The organism is Micromonospora sp. NPDC004551 (assembly GCF_040609975.1).
Taxonomy (GTDB): Bacteria; Actinomycetota; Actinomycetes; order Mycobacteriales; family Micromonosporaceae; genus Micromonospora.
Genome location: NZ_JBEXLM010000011.1, coordinates 48,372 through 64,162 on the forward strand (window position 1 = coordinate 48,372; position 15,791 = coordinate 64,162).

General features: G+C 73.3%; 14 protein-coding genes. 5 read left to right on the top strand and 9 right to left on the bottom strand.

Annotated elements, in window-relative coordinates; translation table 11 throughout:
• Positions 1–203 precede the first annotated feature (203 nt).
• The 6 genes from ABZW14_RS15415 to ABZW14_RS15440 form a co-directional block, all read right to left on the bottom strand.
• A complete protein-coding gene (locus tag ABZW14_RS15415) occupies positions 204–1,169 on the bottom strand; it encodes a pyridoxal-phosphate dependent enzyme (protein ID WP_091269574.1) in 966 nt (321 codons plus the stop codon).
• 11 nt (positions 1,170–1,180) lie between these two features.
• On the bottom strand, positions 1,181–1,516 hold the full coding sequence (locus tag ABZW14_RS15420; RefSeq protein WP_254331931.1) for a MoaD family protein: 336 nt from the start codon (positions 1,514–1,516) through the stop codon (positions 1,181–1,183).
• Positions 1,517–1,587: 71 nt separating this feature from the next.
• The gene (locus ABZW14_RS15425; RefSeq protein WP_355345852.1) at positions 1,588–2,073 is read right to left on the bottom strand and encodes a M67 family metallopeptidase; all 486 of its coding nucleotides are present in this window, start codon (positions 2,071–2,073) and stop codon (positions 1,588–1,590) included.
• 55 nt (positions 2,074–2,128) lie between these two features.
• Complete coding sequence (locus tag ABZW14_RS15430; RefSeq protein WP_355345855.1) at positions 2,129–2,632, bottom strand: DUF2017 domain-containing protein; 504 nt, start codon at positions 2,630–2,632, stop codon at positions 2,129–2,131.
• A complete protein-coding gene (gene clpS / locus ABZW14_RS15435) occupies positions 2,629–2,919 on the bottom strand; it encodes an ATP-dependent Clp protease adapter ClpS (protein ID WP_091269570.1) in 291 nt (96 codons plus the stop codon). Before clpS ends, ABZW14_RS15430 begins: the two co-directional genes overlap by 4 nt.
• Before the next feature lie 115 nt (positions 2,920–3,034).
• Entirely contained in the window at positions 3,035–4,600 is a 1,566-nt protein-coding gene (locus ABZW14_RS15440) for a hypothetical protein (RefSeq protein WP_355345858.1), read from the bottom strand.
• Between the two features lie 198 nt (positions 4,601–4,798).
• Here ABZW14_RS15440 and ABZW14_RS15445 point away from each other — a divergent pair, with 198 nt between their 5' ends.
• The 4 genes from ABZW14_RS15445 to ABZW14_RS15460 all read left to right on the top strand — a co-directional run bounded on the left by ABZW14_RS15445 (position 4,799) and on the right by ABZW14_RS15460 (position 10,648).
• Positions 4,799–7,477 (top strand): LuxR C-terminal-related transcriptional regulator, encoded by a 2,679-nt coding sequence (locus ABZW14_RS15445; protein WP_355345861.1) that lies wholly within the window; start codon positions 4,799–4,801, stop codon positions 7,475–7,477.
• A gap of 16 nt (positions 7,478–7,493) precedes the next feature.
• Positions 7,494–8,780 carry a nicotinate phosphoribosyltransferase gene (locus tag ABZW14_RS15450; RefSeq protein ID WP_355345864.1) on the top strand — a complete coding sequence of 429 codons (1,287 nt, stop codon included), beginning with the start codon at positions 7,494–7,496 and terminating at the stop codon, positions 8,778–8,780.
• Positions 8,781–8,790: 10 nt separating this feature from the next.
• Positions 8,791–9,372 carry an isochorismatase family protein gene (locus ABZW14_RS15455; protein ID WP_355345867.1) on the top strand — a complete coding sequence of 194 codons (582 nt, stop codon included), beginning with the start codon at positions 8,791–8,793 and terminating at the stop codon, positions 9,370–9,372.
• 64 nt (positions 9,373–9,436) lie between these two features.
• Positions 9,437–10,648: an MFS transporter gene (locus ABZW14_RS15460; protein WP_355345870.1), complete on the top strand. Its 1,212-nt coding sequence runs from the start codon at positions 9,437–9,439 to the stop codon at positions 10,646–10,648.
• A 348-nt stretch (positions 10,649–10,996) separates the two neighbouring features.
• Here ABZW14_RS15460 and ctaD read toward each other — a convergent pair whose 3' ends face one another.
• Complete coding sequence (ctaD, locus tag ABZW14_RS15465; RefSeq protein WP_355345873.1) at positions 10,997–12,754, bottom strand: cytochrome c oxidase subunit I; 1,758 nt, start codon at positions 12,752–12,754, stop codon at positions 10,997–10,999.
• A 128-nt stretch (positions 12,755–12,882) separates the two neighbouring features.
• Complete coding sequence (locus ABZW14_RS15470; RefSeq protein WP_355345876.1) at positions 12,883–13,989, bottom strand: FAD-dependent monooxygenase; 1,107 nt, start codon at positions 13,987–13,989, stop codon at positions 12,883–12,885.
• Between the two features lie 341 nt (positions 13,990–14,330).
• Between ABZW14_RS15470 and ABZW14_RS15475 the strand changes: the two genes are divergently transcribed.
• Positions 14,331–15,455, top strand: coding sequence for a cellulose binding domain-containing protein (locus ABZW14_RS15475; protein WP_355345879.1), 1,125 nt, complete (start codon positions 14,331–14,333; stop codon positions 15,453–15,455).
• Between the two features lie 46 nt (positions 15,456–15,501).
• On the opposite strand, the gene ABZW14_RS15480 is transcribed toward ABZW14_RS15475, so the two are convergent.
• The gene (locus ABZW14_RS15480) at positions 15,502–15,786 is read right to left on the bottom strand and encodes a hypothetical protein (protein ID WP_355345882.1); all 285 of its coding nucleotides are present in this window, start codon (positions 15,784–15,786) and stop codon (positions 15,502–15,504) included.
• Positions 15,787–15,791: the final 5 nt, after the last annotated feature.

A 15,791-nucleotide genomic window follows, 5' to 3' on the forward strand; every position in this document is an offset into this window, starting at 1 on the left:
TCTCACGCTTGGTAGCCGACACGCCGGCGGTCGCTCCGCCGATGATCTCTACCGACGCGCTCGCCACGCTGCGCAGCCTACGCGTCGGCCCGGTCGGGCAAGAATCATCTGCCGGAAGTTGTCATCAACGTGACACCCGCACACGTCCGGTCCTGGGAGGCGACGGTCGGTCCGTTCCGCGGACCGGACCGACCGTCGTTCCGTCAGGCCCAGAGCTGCCCCTCCAGGGCGTCCTCGGCATCGGCGAGGGTGCCGCCGTACGCCCCGGTCGACAGGTACTTCCAGCCACCGTCGGCGACCACGAAGGCCACGTCGGCGCGGCGGCCGTCGCGGACCGCCTCGTGCGCCACCGCGAGGGCGGCGTGCAGGATCGCCCCGGTGGAGAAGCCGGCGAAGATCCCCTCCACCTCGACGAGCTGCCGGGTCCGCAGCACCGCGTCCCGGGTGCCCACCGAGAAGCGCCGGGAGAGCACCGTGGCGTCGTACAGCTCGGGCACGTAGCCCTCGTCGATGTTGCGCAGCCCGTAGACCAGCTCGCCGTAGCGGGGCTCGGCGGCGACGACCTGGATGCCGTCGACCTTCTCCCGCAGGTAGCGCCCGGTGCCCATCAGGGTGCCGGTGGTGCCCAGGCCGGCCACGAAGTGGGTGATGGTCGGCAGGTCGTGCAGCAGCTCCGGCCCGGTCGTCTCGTAGTGCGCCCGGGCGTTCGCCTCGTTGCCGTACTGGAAGAGCATCACCCAGTCCGGGTGCTCGGCGGCGATCTGCTTGGCGGTGGCGACGGCCTGGTTCGAGCCGCCCGCCGCCGGCGAGAAGATGATCTCCGCGCCGTACATCCGGAGCAGCTGGACCCGCTCGGTGGAGACGTTCTCCGGCATCACGCAGACCAGCCGGTAGCCGCGCAGCTTCGCCACCATGGCCAGCGAGATGCCGGTGTTGCCGCTGGTCGGCTCCAGGATGGTGTCGCCGGGGCGGAGCCGGCCGGCCTCCTCGGCGGCCCGGACCATGAACAGGGCCGCCCGGTCCTTGATGCTGCCGGTCGGGTTCCGGTCCTCCAGCTTCGCCCAGAGCCGCACCGGCGGCGCCCCGTCGGGGACCGTCGGCGACAGCCGCGGCAGCCCGACCAGGGGCGTGCCGCCGCAGGCGTCGAGCAGGCTGTCGTACCGCGCCATGCCGCCCGCCCTCAGCGGGCGGCGACGGCCGCGCGGTGACCGGCGATGGCGGCCGCGGCCGCGAAGCCGAACGCGCCACCGGCCACGGCCGGCAGGATGGTGACGCTGTCGCCGTCGTTGAGCTTGGCGTCGAGCGCGCCGAGGAAGCGGACGTCCTCGTCGTTGACGTAGACGTTGACGAACCGGTGCAGCGCGCCCGCGTCGGTGACCAGCCGCGCCCGCAGGCCGGCGTGCCGGGAGTCCAGGTCGGCGAGCAGGTCGCCCAGGGTGTCGCCGCTGCCCTCGACGACCTTCGCGCCGCCGGTGTAGCTGCGCAGGATGGTGGGGATGCGAACCTCGATGGCCATGATGTCTCGTGCTCCTTGTTCGGGTCGTGCCAGGTGACGGGAAGAAGAGAAGGTGTGCCGGCGCTGGAGGATCAGCGGTCGGAACACTCGTAGTCGACCGTCGCCGGGCTCTGCCCGAACATGTAGGACTGGACGGCGTGCGGGTCCACGGCAGCCACGATCTCGACCGGCTCCTCGGTGACCACACCGTCGACGATCCGGAAGGAGCGGATCTCCTCGGTGTCGGGCTCGCGGGTCGAGACGAGCAGGTAGTGCGCGCCCGGCTCCCCGGCGAAGGAGACGTCCGTGCGGGACGGGTAGGCCTCCGTCGCGGTGTGCGAGTGGTAGATGACGACCGGCTCCTCGTCGCGGTCGTCCATCTCCCGCCACACACGCAGCTGCTCCATCGAGTCGAACTCGTAGAAGGTCATGGAGCGGGCGGCGTTGTCCATGGGGATGTGCCGGATCGGGGTGTCGCTGCCGGCGGGACCGGCGACCACGCCGCACGCCTCGTCGGGGTGGTCCCGGCGCGCGTGGGCCACGATCGCGTCGATGATCGACCGGTCGATGCTCAGCACGTGGCCAAGCCTAGCCCCTGGCCGTCCCGGCCCGCGAGGTGGCGGCCGTCACGGCTCAGTCGATCAGGGCGTTGAGCAGGGATTCCTGGAGATATCCCAGGTACGCGTAGACCGATAGTTGGAACACCCGGGAGGAGGTGGGGTCCTCGGCGACCGCGTCGTCCAGTTCCTCACCCAGGTCGGTGCCGTCCTTGATCTCCAGCCGCACCCCCATGGCCAGCCGGGCGTCGTTGAGCGCGCGCAGCCACGCCTCGGCCGCCTCCGCGTCGAGCCGCACCTCCCCGCCGCCCTCGCCGTCGGGCAGCGCGGCGAGGATCGCCCCGGCCTGGTCGATCTTGGCGGTCTTGAGGTCGCCCTCGGTGTAGCGACGGAACTCCGCGCTGCCCGCCGCGTCCTCCGGGTAGACCTCGGGGAAGAGCCGGCCGACCACCGGGTCGCCGTGGTCGAAGCCGTCGGTGAGCAGGCCGACCACCTCGGAGGCGACCTTGCGCAGCACCCGGACCTCGTCCACGGCGAAGGTGGCCACGTAGCGGTCGCCCTGGCGGCGGAACATGCTCATGACCGGTCCACCGTTGCCCAGAGGCCGTACGCGTGCAGCTGCGACGCGTCGTGCTCCATCCGCTCCCGGGCCCCGCTGGAGACGACCGCCTTGCCCTTGTGGTGCACGTCAAGCATGAGCTGCTCGGCCTTCTCCCGGCTGTATCCGAAGAGCTTCTGGAACACCCAGGTCACATACGTCATGAGGTTGACCGGATCGTCCCAGACGATGGTCACCCACGGCCGGTCGGAGACCGGCACCTCTTCGGTGTCCGGCGTCTCGACCGGCGCAACCTGTGGAGCCGCCATGCCCCCCATCGTGCCACCGGATCCGGGGAACCGATGAACCGGAACGGCGCGGCGCTCGGGATCACCCGCCCGGACCTCGTGCGGCGGACCCGGCGGCGGTGCGGCGGCCCCGGCCTCAGGCGAGCAGGATGCCGTGGTCGACAGCATCGGTGAGGACCGCGCCGAGCGAGAGGCGGATCACCTCGAAGCGATGGGACACCTGACGCGACAGCTCCAGCTCGACCTCGCGCAGCGCCCGCTGCGCCCACGAGCGGGCCGCGTTCGGGTCGGCGTTGCCGGGGACCCGCCAGTGCTGCCAGCACCCGCCGTTGAGAGCCACCCCGACGGGTGGGAGCGCCTCGTCGCGCTCCGCGTCCGGGTAGCCGGACAGCGCGTCGAGCGCGCCGGCGCCGGCCAGCCCGGCCACCCCGGCGGTGCTGGTGACGAGGAGCACGCGGTCCAGCTCACGGCCGTCCGGGTGGTCGGCGAGGCCCCAGCGGACGGCGTGCACGATGCGTCGGCGCACCCCGTCGGCGAGGGGCGCGCCGAAGACCCGGGCGGCGGCGTCGTCGATGATGCCCCGGACCGCCTCGTCGCACTGGGCGGTGGCGAGCAGCGACAGCGCCTCCATCTCGCGGTCGAGGAGCTGCGGTAGGCCGGCGCAGCCGACCCCGAAGACGATCTCCTGCACCACCCGGAGGTGGATGTTGGCCAGCTCCAGGGCGAGGTGCTGGCGGATCCGCTGTGCGCAGGAGCGGGCCTGGCGGTCGATCCGCTCGGTGAGGTCGGCCGGCTCGGGACCGGCCACCACGGGCACCCGGCCGTGCGCGCCGGGCGGCTCCGGCGGGCGGGAGCTGGCCCGTCGCAACCCCTCGTCGGCGGCCCAGCCGACCAGCGCGCGGCGCAGCACCGAGTGCTCGCCCTGGCGGACCGGGAACCAGCGGGCCTGCGCGAGGGCGGGCACCGCGGCCAGCAGCGCCGCCCGGTGCGCCGCGACGGAGACCTCGACCGGGTCGTACCGGCGGGCGGCGGGGCTGGGCGGGCCGGAACGGCCGGCCGACGATCCGGACGCCCCCGTGTCCTCCGTCGTCGTGCCGGCCGCCGGCGCCGCCCAGCCGGCCACGCCGGGGGTGACGGCGAAGAGCACCTCGACGCGGGTGCGCGCCACCTCGGCGAGCAGGTGCAGCTCGGCCGCGCTGAACGACTGGTCGGCGGAGATCACGAAGAGCAGGGCCCCGGCCCGGCCGGCCGCGTCGAGCAGCACCCGGCCGCCGGCCACGCCGAGGGTGTCGCTGTCCGGCGTGTCGAGCACGGCGAAGTGGCGCAGCAGCGCATCCGGCAGGCTCAGCTCCACCCGGCGCGGTGGGCGGGCCAGCGCCGGACCGGCCGCGAGCGGGTCGGCCCCGTAGGAGTGCGGCTGGCGGTAGCCCGGCACGTAGGCGGCCCGGGTGGTCACCTTGGCGTGACGGACGAGCAGGTGGCTGCCGGCGGGCACGGCGAGCATCCCGGGGTCCAGGCCGAGCAGGCCGGCGAGCAGCTCGCGGCGGCCGGCGCCGGCCGGGCCGGTGACGACGACGCCCAGCGGTTCGTCCGGCCCCGGCTCGGTCACCCCGAGCCGGGTGGGCAGCGGCGCGCAGCGGGGTGACTCGCCCAGCCCACCTGGTTCGGGCACGTCGACCGAGGGGAGTGGACCTGGCTTCATCAGGCGGCCTCCGGTCAGGCGACCGGGTTGCGGTCCGGTCACGTGGAATTCTCCCTGGTCGCAGGGGATGCCGGAAGAGTACGGCTGTCGCGGATCCGACACCGAACACATCCGATACTCAGGAGTGATCGACAGATCACTCAACTTCGCTGCGTGACGGTGTACACGCGGAGGGAACACCATCGATATGCTGCACCGATGAGTCGGTGGGAGTTCGTCGGCCGCACGGCTGAGCTCAACCGTCTGTTGTCGGCGGCCGGCGGTTCGGAGGGACGCGGGCTGCTCTTCAGCGGCAGCGCCGGGGTGGGCAAGAGCCGGCTGCTGCGCGAGGGGGTGGCCACGCTCTCCACCGACCGCTACGCGATCTGGTCCGTGGCGGCCAGCGCCACGACCGCCGCGCTGCCGTTCGGCGGGCTGGTCCAGGTGCTGCCGGCCGAGCAGCCGCAGGGCCTCTCCCCCGCCGGTGTCCTGCGCTGGGCGGTCGACGTGCTCCAGGAGCAGGCCGCCGGCCGGCCGATCGTGCTGGCGATCGACGACGCGCACCTGCTCGACCCGCCGTCGGCGGCGCTCGTGCACCTCATCGCCCGCTCGGAGAACGCCACGGTGCTCGGCACGTTGCGCAACGGCGAGCAGATCCCGCTGCCGATCCGCGCCCTGTGGACCGACGACCTGGTCGACCTCGTCGAGCTGGGGCCGCTCGGCCCGAGCGAGACCACCGGCCTGCTCGCCGCGATCCTGGGCGGGCCGGTCGACGCCGGCTCCTCGGAGCGGCTGCACCGGCTCTCCGCCGGCAACCCGCTGCTGCTGCGCGAACTGGTGCTGGCCGCCTCCGGGGGCGACGAGCTGAGCCGAACGTACGGGATCTGGAAGTGGACCGGCCGCCTGGAGCTGGCGCCCAGCCTCACCGAGCTGATCGACACCCGGATCGGCCAGCTCACACCCGGCGTGCGCGCGGTCGTCGAGCTGGTCGCGTTCGGCGAGCCGCTCGGCCTGCACCTGCTGGAGCAGGCGGTCGACCCGGCCGACGTGGAGATCGCCGAGGAGCGCGGCCTGATCTCGATGGTGCGCGACGACCGGCGGCTGAACGTCCGCCTCGCCCACCCGCTCTACGGCGAGGTGATGCGCCAGCAGTGCCCGGTCAGCCGCACCCGCCGGCTCCAGGCCACCCTGGCCGGGCTGCTCGAACGGGTGGGCAAGCGGCGCCGCGACGACCTGCTGCGGGTCGCCGTGTGGCGGCTCGACTCGGGCACGGCGCAGGACCCGGCCCTGCTGCTCGACGCGGCCGCCCAGGCCTTCGGCCGGTACGACGTGCCGCTGGCCACCCGGCTGGCCCGGGCGGCGCTGGACGGCGAGGGCGGCCCGGACGCGGCGGAGCTGCTCGCGACCATCCTCATGTTCGCCGACCGTCCGGACGAGGCGATCGCGGTGCTCGACCAGGTGGGCGGGGAGATCCAGGACGACCGGCGGCGCGGCCGGTGGCTGACCGCCCGGGGCATGGTCAGCTACTGGGGGCTGAGCCGGGAGTCCACGGTGGAGGAGATAGCCGCGCGCGCCGCCGAGCTGACCGACGTCGCCGACCGGGCCCGGGTCCGCGCCTTCGAGGCGATCATGCGGCTGCACCGGCTGGACACCGACGCCTCGGTCCGGCTGGCCCAGGCGGTGCTGGACCGGCCGGCGGCCCCGATGGCCGCGCGCGAACTGGCCCGGTGCACCCTCGCGCACCTCCAAGCCGCGCAGGGGCAGTACCGGCGCAGCGCCACCGCGATCGCCCGGGTGCAGGCCGAGGCGGCGCGCTGGCGGGGTGACATGCCCTACCTCCAGCTCGCCATGGAGCTGGCCCGCGGCACCCGGCTCGCGCTCTCCGGCGACCTGGCCGGCATCGACGCGATCGTCGCCGACGAGTTCGCCGACCTGGCCGGCGCCGGGGACTTCCGGCTCGGCACCGGCTACCTGGCCATCCTCCAGGCGTACGCGGCGCGGCTGCGCGGGCGCGGCGACGAGGCGCTGAAGACCAGCCTCGGCGCCTGCGCCGTGCTCGCCACCAGCCGGGTCTACGCCGGCCTGGCGCACGCCGAGCGCGCTCAGGCGGCGGCGCTGCGCGGCGATCCTGCGCACGCCATGGAGGCGATGGCCGAGGCGGACCGGACCCACGCGCCCGGCATGGCGGTGCTCTACCCCTGGCTGGAACAGGCCAGGGGTGCGGTGCACGCGGCGGTCGGCGACCTTCCGGCGGCCACGAAGCATCTCTCGGCGCTGGCCGACCGGCTGCGGGAGGACGGCCTGGCCGGGCACGAGCTGCTGGTTCTACTCGACCTGGTCCGGTTCGACCAGGCCACCGCGGCGGTCGGGCCGACCTGCACCGACGGCGGCCGGCGGACCGTGGCGCAGCGCCTGACCGAGCTGTCCGAGCGGGTCGACGGGGTGCTGCCGCCGCTGGTCGCCCGGTACGCCCGGGCCGCCGTCGACGGCTCCCCCGACGATCTGCTCGCCGTGGCCGACGGCTTCGCCGCCCGCGAGCTGACCGTCTACGCCGCCGAGGCGACCGCGATGGCGCTGCACCGGATGCGCGGCGGCCGGGCGGGTGCGACCGGCCCGGTGCGGGAACGCCTCGCCGATCTGCTCCGCCGCTGCGACGAGGTGGCCACGCCGGCGCTGCGGCTGCTCCGCCCGACGCTGACCGACCGGGAGTGGGAGGTCGCCCGGCTCGCCTCCGACGGGGTGACCAGCCGCACCATCGCCGAGCGGCTGTTCCTCTCCACCCGCACCGTGGAGAACCACCTCCAGCGGGTCTACAGCAAGCTCGGCGTGACCGGCCGCACGGAGCTGCGGGCCGCGCTGCGGTCGATGCCGGGCCACGACGGCGGGACTCCGGCCTGAACTCTAGGCTGGGGCGGTGAGCACCCTTCGCCCCGCGCTGCTGACCGACCACTACGAGCTGACCATGGTCAGCGCCGCCCTGCGGGACGGCACGGCCGACCGTCGCTGCGTCTTCGAGGTGTTCAGCCGGCGGCTGCCGGCCGGCCGGCGCTACGGCGTGGTCGCCGGCACCGGGCGGCTGATCGACCTGATCCGCGACTTCCGGTTCGACCCCGAGGAGGTCGACTTCCTGCGCCGCACCGGCGTGGTGGACGACCGCGCCGCCCAGTGGCTGACCGACTACCGCTTCACGGGCGACGTCGATGGGTACGCCGAGGGTGAGCTGTTCTTCCCCGGCTCACCGATCCTCACCGTCTCCGGCACCTTCGCCGAGTGCGTGGTGCTGGAGACGCTGGCGCTGTCGGTGCTCAACCACGACTGCGCGGTGGCCGCCGCCGCGGCGCGGATGGTCACCGCCGCCCGGGGCCGGGCACTGATCGAGATGGGCTCCCGCCGGGCGCACGAGGAGGCGGCGGTGGCCGCCGCCCGGGCGGCCTACCTGGCCGGGTTCCGGTTCACCTCCAACCTGGCCGCCGGCCAGCGCTACGGCATCCCCACCGCCGGCACCGCCGCCCACGCGTTCACCCTGCTGCACGACGACGAGCGGACCGCGTTCGCCTCGCAGGTCGCCACGCTGGGCAAGGACACCACGCTGCTGGTCGACACCTACGACATCAGCCAGGGCATCCGCAACGCCATCGCGGTGGCCGGGCCGGACCTGCGCGCGGTCCGCATCGACTCGGGCGACCTCGCGGTGATCGCCCAGCAGTCCCGCGAACTGCTCGACTCGCTCGGCGCCACCGAGACCAAGATCATCGTTTCCGGCGATCTCGACGAGTACGCCATCGCCTCGCTCGCCGCCGAGCCGGTCGACATGTACGGCGCGGGCACCGCCGTGGTGACCGGCTCGGGCGCCCCCACCGCCGGCCTGGTCTACAAGCTGGTCGAGGTGGAGGGGCGACCGGTGGTCAAACGCTCCGAGCACAAGGCCACCATCGGCGGCCGGAAGGTGGCCGTCCGCCGGCACAAGCCGACCGGCACCGCCACCGAGGAGGTCATCGTGCCGCAGGGGGTGCCGGACCGGCAGCCCAACGACCGGTTGCTCCAGCACTCGTTCGTCGTCGAGGGCGAGCCCGTGGCGCGGCCCACCCTCGACGAGTCCCGGGAGCACCTGCGGCAGTGCCTGATCTCCATCCCGTGGGAGGGCCTCAAGCTCTCCGGCGGGGACCCGGCCGTCCCGGTGACCGTGGTACCCGCGAGCTGAGAGGACCGACATGGCCAACGCCTTGATCATCGTGGACGTGCAGAACGACTTCTGCGAGGGCGGCTCGCTGGCGGTGACCGGCGGGGCGGGGGTCGCCGCCGGCATCTCCCGGCTGCTCGACGCCGAGCCGGACCGCTGGGACCACGTGGTCGCGACGAAGGACTTCCACATCGACCCGGGCGCGCACTTCGGCAACCCGCCGGACTACGTCGACTCCTGGCCGCGGCACTGCGTGGTGGGCACCGCCGGCTCCGAGTTCCACCCCGACCTGGCGACCGGCCGGGTGGAGGCGATCTTCCACAAGGGCGAGCACGCGGCGGCGTACTCCGGCTTCGAGGGACACGCCGACGACGGCGAGCGCCTGGCCGACTGGCTGCGCCGGCACGACGTCGACCGGGTCGACGTGGTGGGCATCGCCACCGACCACTGCGTCCGGGCCACCGCGCTGGACGCCGCCCGGGAGGGCTTCCGGACCACCGTGCTGCTGGACCTGACCGCCGCCGTCGCGCCCGACACCCTCGACGTGGCGCTGCGGGCCTTCGAGGGCGCCGGGGTGACCATGGTCGGCGACCCTGTGATCAGGGCCGCTTGAGCAGGTAATTGGTTGCGGCTGTCGTACCCCCGGTCGAGGATGTCGGCCGGAGGTACGGACCGTCGTGAACTTGAAGCCTTACCGGGAGGCGCTCGCCCTGCCCGGTCTCCGGTCGTTGCTGCTGATCTCGGTGCTGGCGCGCATCCCGCTCACCGCGACCGGCGTGACGCTCACCTTCCACGTCGTGCTCGACCTCGGTCGCGGCTACGGCGCGGCGGGGCTGGTCGGTGCCGCCTCCACCGTCGGCGCCGCGCTCGGCTCCCCGCTGCTCGGCCGGCTGGTCGACCGGCGCGGGCTGCGCCCGGTGCTGCTGCTCACCACGGTCGCCGAGGGCGTCTTCTGGGCCAGCGCGCCGACCCTGTCGTACCCCGTGCTGCTGCCCACCGCGTTCCTGGCCGGCCTGTTCGCGCTGCCGGTCTTCTCGGTGGTCCGCCAGTCGGTCGCCGCGCTGGTGCCGGCCGAGCGGCGCCGCCCCGCGTACGCGCTCGACTCGATGTCGGTGGAGCTGTCGTTCATGGTCGGCCCCGCGCTGGCCGTGGCCATGGCCGCCGCCGTGTCGCCCCGGCTCACCATGTGGGCGGTCGGCGCCGGGATCGTCGCCTCCGGCATCTGCTTCTGGCTGCTCGACCCGCCCACCCGCGCCGCCGACGAGCCGGTCGGGCCGGCCCGCAAGGTGCCCCGCCGGGAGTGGCTCACCCCGCGGCTGCTCGCCGTCCTGGCGGTCAGCCTGGCCGCCACCCTGGTGCTCGGCGGCACCGACGTGGCCGTGGTCGCCGTGCTGCGCGAGGGCGGGGAGGTCGGCTGGACCGGCGCCGTCCTGGCCATGTGGGCGGTCGCCTCGCTGGTGGGCGGCTTCGCGTACGGGGCGGTCACCCGCTCCCTCTCCCCGCTGGCCCTCGTCGCGGCGCTGGGCGTGACCACCATCCCGGTGGGGCTGGGCGGGTCGCACTGGTGGCTGCTCTGCCTGGCGCTCGTTCCCGCCGGTGCCCTCTGCGCGCCGTCCATCGCCTCGACCTCGGACGCGGTGAGCCGGCTCGCCCCGGCCGGCGTACGCGGCGAGGCCATGGGCCTGCACGGTTCGGCCGTCACGGTCGGCATCGCGCTGGGGGCGCCGCTGGCCGGCGCGGTCATCGACGCCTCGGCGCCGGCCTGGGGGTTCGCGGTGACCGGGGCGATCGGGCTGCTGGTCACCCTGGCCGTCCTCCCGATCGAACTCCGCCACCGCCGCGAGCAGATCCCCACCCCGCAACCCGACCTGGCCCCCGCAACCCACTGACCTCCCTCCCTCCCTCCCTCCCTCCCTCCCCCGCCCGCACGGCAGGGTTGATCAAGAAGTTTGCGTCAGCTCCAGGCCGATTCCGGACGCAACCCTCTTGATCAACCCCCGCGGGCGGACCGGGGTCCGGCGGGCGGCCCCAGCCGGGCCCCTCCCAGCCCTGTCGGCGCGACAGTGTGCGGGGTTGATCAAGGAGTTTGCGTCGGCTCCGGGCCTGTTCCTGACGCAAACTCCTTGATCAACGCGGTGGGACGGTCGCGACCCGGGTGGGGGCGGCTGGAGGCGGGAAACGCGACGGGCGCCGCGCCCCTGGAGGGGGTGCGGCGCCCGTCTTTCGGTCTGCCTGGGTCAGCTCTTCTCGAGCCGGCCCTCGGTGTCCTCCTGGTAGCTGGCGCCACCGTCGGACTCGCTGGTGAGCGGCTTCGCGCCGCCCTCCGGCGGGCCGGCCAGGGTCTGGCCGGCGGCCAGCTCCGGGAACTTGTGGTCGAACGCCGGCCGCTCGGAGCGGATCCGCGGCATCCGGTCGAAGTTCCGCAGGGGCGGCGGGGAGCTGGTGGCCCACTCGAGCGAGTTGCCGTGGCCCCACGGGTCGTCGACCTCGACCACCGGACCGGTCTTGTACGACTTCCAGCAGTTCCAGATGAACGGCAGGGTCGAGATGCCGGTGATGAACGCGCCGATCGTCGACAGCGTGTTCAGGAAGGTGAAGCCGTCACCGGGCAGGTAGTCGGCGTAGCGGCGGGGCATGCCCTCGGCGCCGAGCCAGTGCTGCACCAGGAAGGTGGTGTGGAAACCGATCATGGTCAGCCAGAAGTGAATCTTGCCGAGCCGCTCGTCGAGCATCCGGCCGAACATCTTCGGGAACCAGAAGTAGATGCCGCCGAAGACGGCGAACACGATGGTGCCGAAGAGCACGTAGTGGAAGTGCGCCACCACGAAGTACGAGTCGTGCAGGTGGAAGTCCAGCGGCGGGCTGGCCAGCAGCACGCCGGTGAGGCCACCGAAGAGGAAGGTCACCAGGAAGCCGACCGCGAAGAGCATCGGCGTCTCGAAGGTGATCTGGCCCCGCCACATGGTGCCGATCCAGTTGAAGAACTTCATGCCGGTCGGCACGGCGATCAGGTAGCTCAGGAAGCTGAAGAACGGCAGCAGCACCTGGCCGGTGGCGAACATGTGGTGCGCCCACACGCTCATCGACAGGGCGGCGATGGCGATGGTCGCGGCGACCAGGCCCTTGTAGCCGAAGATCGGCTTCCGGGAGAAGACCGGGATGATCTCGGTGATGATGCCGAAGAACGGCAGCGCGATGATGTAGACCTCGGGGTGCCCGAAGAACCAGAACAGGTGCTGCCAGAGCATCGGGCCGCCGGTGGCGGGGTCGTACACGTGGGCGCCGATCAGGCGGTCCGCGGCGAGCGCGAAGAGCGCGGCGGCCAGCAGCGGGAAGACCAGGATGGCCAGCAGGCTGGTGACCAGCATGTTCCAGGTGAAGATCGGCATCCGGAACATGGTCATGCCGGGGGCGCGCAGGGTCAGGATCGTGGTGATCAGGTTGACCGCGCCGAGGATGGTGCCCAGACCGGAGATGGCCAGGCCGACCACCCACATGTTCGCGCCGACGCCCGGGGCGTGCTCGGCGGTGCTCAGCGGCGTGTACGCCGTCCAGCCGAAGTCGGCCGCGCCGCCCGGGGCGATGAAGCCCGCGGTGGCCATGGTGCCGCCGAACAGGTACAGCCAGTAGGCGAAGGCGTTCAGGCGGGGGAACGACACGTCGGGCGCGCCGATCTGCAGCGGCACCACGTAGTTCGCGAAGGCGAACACGATCGGCGTCGCGAAGAACAGCAGCATGATCGTGCCGTGCATGGTGAAGAGCTGGTTGTACTGCTCGGGCGACAGGAACTGCAGGCCCGGCCGCGCCAGCTCGGCGCGCATGATCAGGGCCATGAGCCCACCGATCATGAAGAACGCGAACGCGGTGACCATGTACATGATCCCGATCTGCTTCGCGTCCGTGGTGCGCAGCAGCCGCGCGATTGCCGACCCCTTGACCGGCTCGCGGACCGGCCAGGGCCGGGTCACGACCGGCTTGGGTGCGACGGTGGTCACGAGTGGCCTCCGGTTCTGGGTTGTCCCGCTCGGCGCGCTGTTCATCTGCGCAGCCGTCATCCGCAAGGAGGATAGTCCCCGGTAGTGGGCCCCGCCGCGTGGGGTGGGCGGCTACGATCACCGCCGCTCTAGAGCGGGCCGGTCAGCAGCCGGTAGTGCTCCCGGAAGATCCGCCCGCCGCGTCCGCGCAGCAACGGGTCGCGCAGCGCCGGCGGCACGTCGCGGGTGCGGTTGCGGTCCCGGGTCCGGTCCCGCACCCAGCGGGTACGCGGGCGGCGGCGGCTCTCGTATGCGAGCAGGGCCGCCTCGACGCTGCCGGCCGCCTTCAGCGACTCGGCGAGCACCACGGCGTCCTCCAGCGCCATGGCGGCGCCCTGGGAGAGCGTCGGCGCGGTGGCGTGAGCCGCGTCGCCGACGAGCAGGACCCGGCCGTGGAACCAGCGCCCCAGCTCGACCTCCGTGGTGAGCTCCACGTCCACGGTCTCCAGCGCGGCGAGCACCTCGGGCACCGGGCCGCCGTAGTCGCCGAACAGCTCGTGCAGCCGGGCGAGCGGATCGGCGGGCAGGCTGGTGCCGGCCTCGTCGGCGTAGCAGTGCAGCCGGCCCGCGCCGAGCGGCGCCACCAGGAAGCCGGCGCGCCGGCCGAGCAGGGCGGTCCAGTCGGCCACCCGGGGGCCGCCGCGCACCACGCTGCGGTAGACCACCTGGCCGGCGGGGCGGGGCGGCCCGCCGAGCGCGGCCAGGGTGCGCACCGCTGAGCGGGGCCCGTCGGCGCCGATGACCAGGTCGTACTCGCCGCTGGTGCCGTCGGTGAAGCCGACCGCGACGCCGCCGGGCAGCGGCTCGACGGTGCTCACCTCGGCGCCGTGCCGGACGGCCCCGCCGGCACCGGTGAGCAGCACCCGGTGCAGCTCGGCGCGGGGCAGGGCGCGGCACTCCCCCACTCCGGCCCACAGCGCGTCGAGGTCGACCTCGCAGAGCGGCGCGCCGGTGGCGTCCAGGAAGCGCTGCCGGTGGATGACCTCGCCGAGGGGGCGTACCGGGCCGTCGAGGTCGAGCCGGCGGAGCGCGCGGGCGGCGTTGCCCGGGAGGTAGAGACCGATGTCGGCGCGCTCGGTCGGGGGCAGCCTCTCGGTCACGTCGGGCCGGAATCCCGCGAGGCGCAGCGCCCGGGCCACGGCGAGACCGGCGATGCCCGCGCCGACGACGAGGATGCGCAGGGGGGAACCACCCATCGTGGGGTACGCCTCCGGAGGGGATCGGAACGCGTTGGAGGCAAGACATTACTCGCCGCAACCAACGGGCGGAAGTGTCCATCGGCCCTGGCGTGGACGCCCGGTCAGCCTCCGGGAGCCCTCCCACCGGCGGGAATCCCACCCCGACCGGGGGATCGGCCCGGCGCCCGCCCCAGCAGGCAGCCATCGATCACTCACGCACCGTGTTCGGATCGATCGACTCCGTCCGTGCGGTTGCGCAGGAGTTTCAGACATGTAAATGTGTTGGGCGAACCATGGGAGCGCTCCCGGCCCGACCCCCCGACACGAATCGGCGCCCCCGCGCCGAGCCAAGGAGCATCATGAAGCGTCCACTGAGGGCCCTCGCCGTGGCCGGCCTGCTGGCCGCCGGCTCGATCGTCGCCGTCGCGCTCGGCGGCACCGCCTCCGCCGACACCCAGATCTGCGAGCAGTACGGCTCGACCACCATCGGCGGGAAGTACGTCGTACAGAACAACCGCTGGGGCACCAGCGCGCAGCAGTGCATCAACGTGACCTCCACCGGCTTCTCCATCACCCGCCAGGACGGGGTGGGGAACACCAGCGGCGCGCCGGTGTCGTATCCGTCGATCTTCGTGGGCTGCCACTACACGAACTGCTCACCCGGCACCAACCTGCCGGTCCAGGTGAAGAGCATCAGCAGCGCGCCGAGCAGCATCAGCTACACCTACGTGAGCGGCGCGGTCTACGACGCCGCGTACGACATCTGGCTCGACCCCACGCCGAAGAAGGACGGGGTGAGCCAGATGGAGATCATGATCTGGTTCAACCGGCAGGGCCCCATCCAGCCGATCGGCTCCGTGGTCGGCACCGCCAGCGTCGCCGGCCGGACCTGGGAGGTCTGGCGGGGCAGCAACGGCTCGAACAACGTCATCTCGTACGTGGCGCCGTCGGCGATCCCCAGCCTGAGCTTCGACGCCATGGCGTTCATCAACGACACGAAGAACCGCGGCGCGATCACCAGCGACTGGTACCTGACCAGCATCCAGGCCGGCTTCGAGCCGTGGCAGGGCGGCGTCGGCCTGGCGGTCAACTCGTTCTCGCAGAGCGTCAACACCGGCGGCACCACGCCGACCACTCCGCCGGCCACCACCCCGCCGCCGGGCAACGCCGCCTGCTCGGTGAAGTACACGACCAACGTCTGGAACAACGGCTTCACCGCCGACGTGACGGTCACCAACACCGGCTCCAGCACCGTCAACGGCTGGACCCTGAACTACAACCTGCCCTCCGGGCAGACCATCACCGGCTCGTGGAACGCCACCGTGACGCAGAGCGGGTCCGCGGTGACCGCGCGGAACCTGAGCTACAACGGCACGCTGGCACCCGGCGCCTCGACCAGCTTCGGCTACCAGGCGACGCTGAGCGGCGGCTTCTCCACGCCCACCAGCTTCACCCTCAACGGCAGCACCTGCACGAAGGTGTGACGCCCACCTGATCCCGGGGCGCGGTCCGCACGGGCCGCGCCCCGCCTCAGGCGCGCCGCCGCTCGTAGGCGGCGTGGACGAGCCAGTGCAGCAACTCGTCCCGCCGGCGCCGCCGTACCCGCGGCAGTCGGCGGAAATCCGCCGGGGTCACGTCGAGCAGGGTGTACCAGAGCTTCTCGCCGGGGGCGACCAGCGCGCCGCCCGCGGGGATGGCCACCACCCGGCAGATCCAGCTCAGCGACGGGGACATCTCCGGCAGTCCCGGGACCAGGAGGTACTCCCGCTCCGGCCGTGGCCGCCGTCGCGCCGTCCCGCGTCGGTGGAGCGTCATGGAGG

Bases quoted from the DNA above. Each gene is read 5' to 3' on its own strand.
- ABZW14_RS15415 (WP_091269574.1), bottom strand. From the start codon at position 1,169: ATGGCGCGGTACGACAGCCTGCTCGACGCCTGCGGCGGCACGCCCCTG.
- ABZW14_RS15420 (WP_254331931.1), bottom strand. From the start codon at position 1,516: ATGGCCATCGAGGTTCGCATCCCCACCATCCTGCGCAGCTACACCGGC.
- ABZW14_RS15430 (WP_355345855.1), bottom strand. From the start codon at position 2,632: ATGAGCATGTTCCGCCGCCAGGGCGACCGCTACGTGGCCACCTTCGCC.
- clpS (WP_091269570.1), bottom strand. From the start codon at position 2,919: ATGGCGGCTCCACAGGTTGCGCCGGTCGAGACGCCGGACACCGAAGAG.
- ABZW14_RS15440 (WP_355345858.1), bottom strand. From the start codon at position 4,600: ATGAAGCCAGGTCCACTCCCCTCGGTCGACGTGCCCGAACCAGGTGGG.
- ABZW14_RS15445 (WP_355345861.1), top strand. From the start codon at position 4,799: ATGAGTCGGTGGGAGTTCGTCGGCCGCACGGCTGAGCTCAACCGTCTG.
- ABZW14_RS15455 (WP_355345867.1), top strand. From the start codon at position 8,791: ATGGCCAACGCCTTGATCATCGTGGACGTGCAGAACGACTTCTGCGAG.
- ABZW14_RS15470 (WP_355345876.1), bottom strand. From the start codon at position 13,989: ATGGGTGGTTCCCCCCTGCGCATCCTCGTCGTCGGCGCGGGCATCGCC.
- ABZW14_RS15475 (WP_355345879.1), top strand. From the start codon at position 14,331: ATGAAGCGTCCACTGAGGGCCCTCGCCGTGGCCGGCCTGCTGGCCGCC.
- ABZW14_RS15480 (WP_355345882.1), bottom strand. From the start codon at position 15,786: ATGACGCTCCACCGACGCGGGACGGCGCGACGGCGGCCACGGCCGGAG.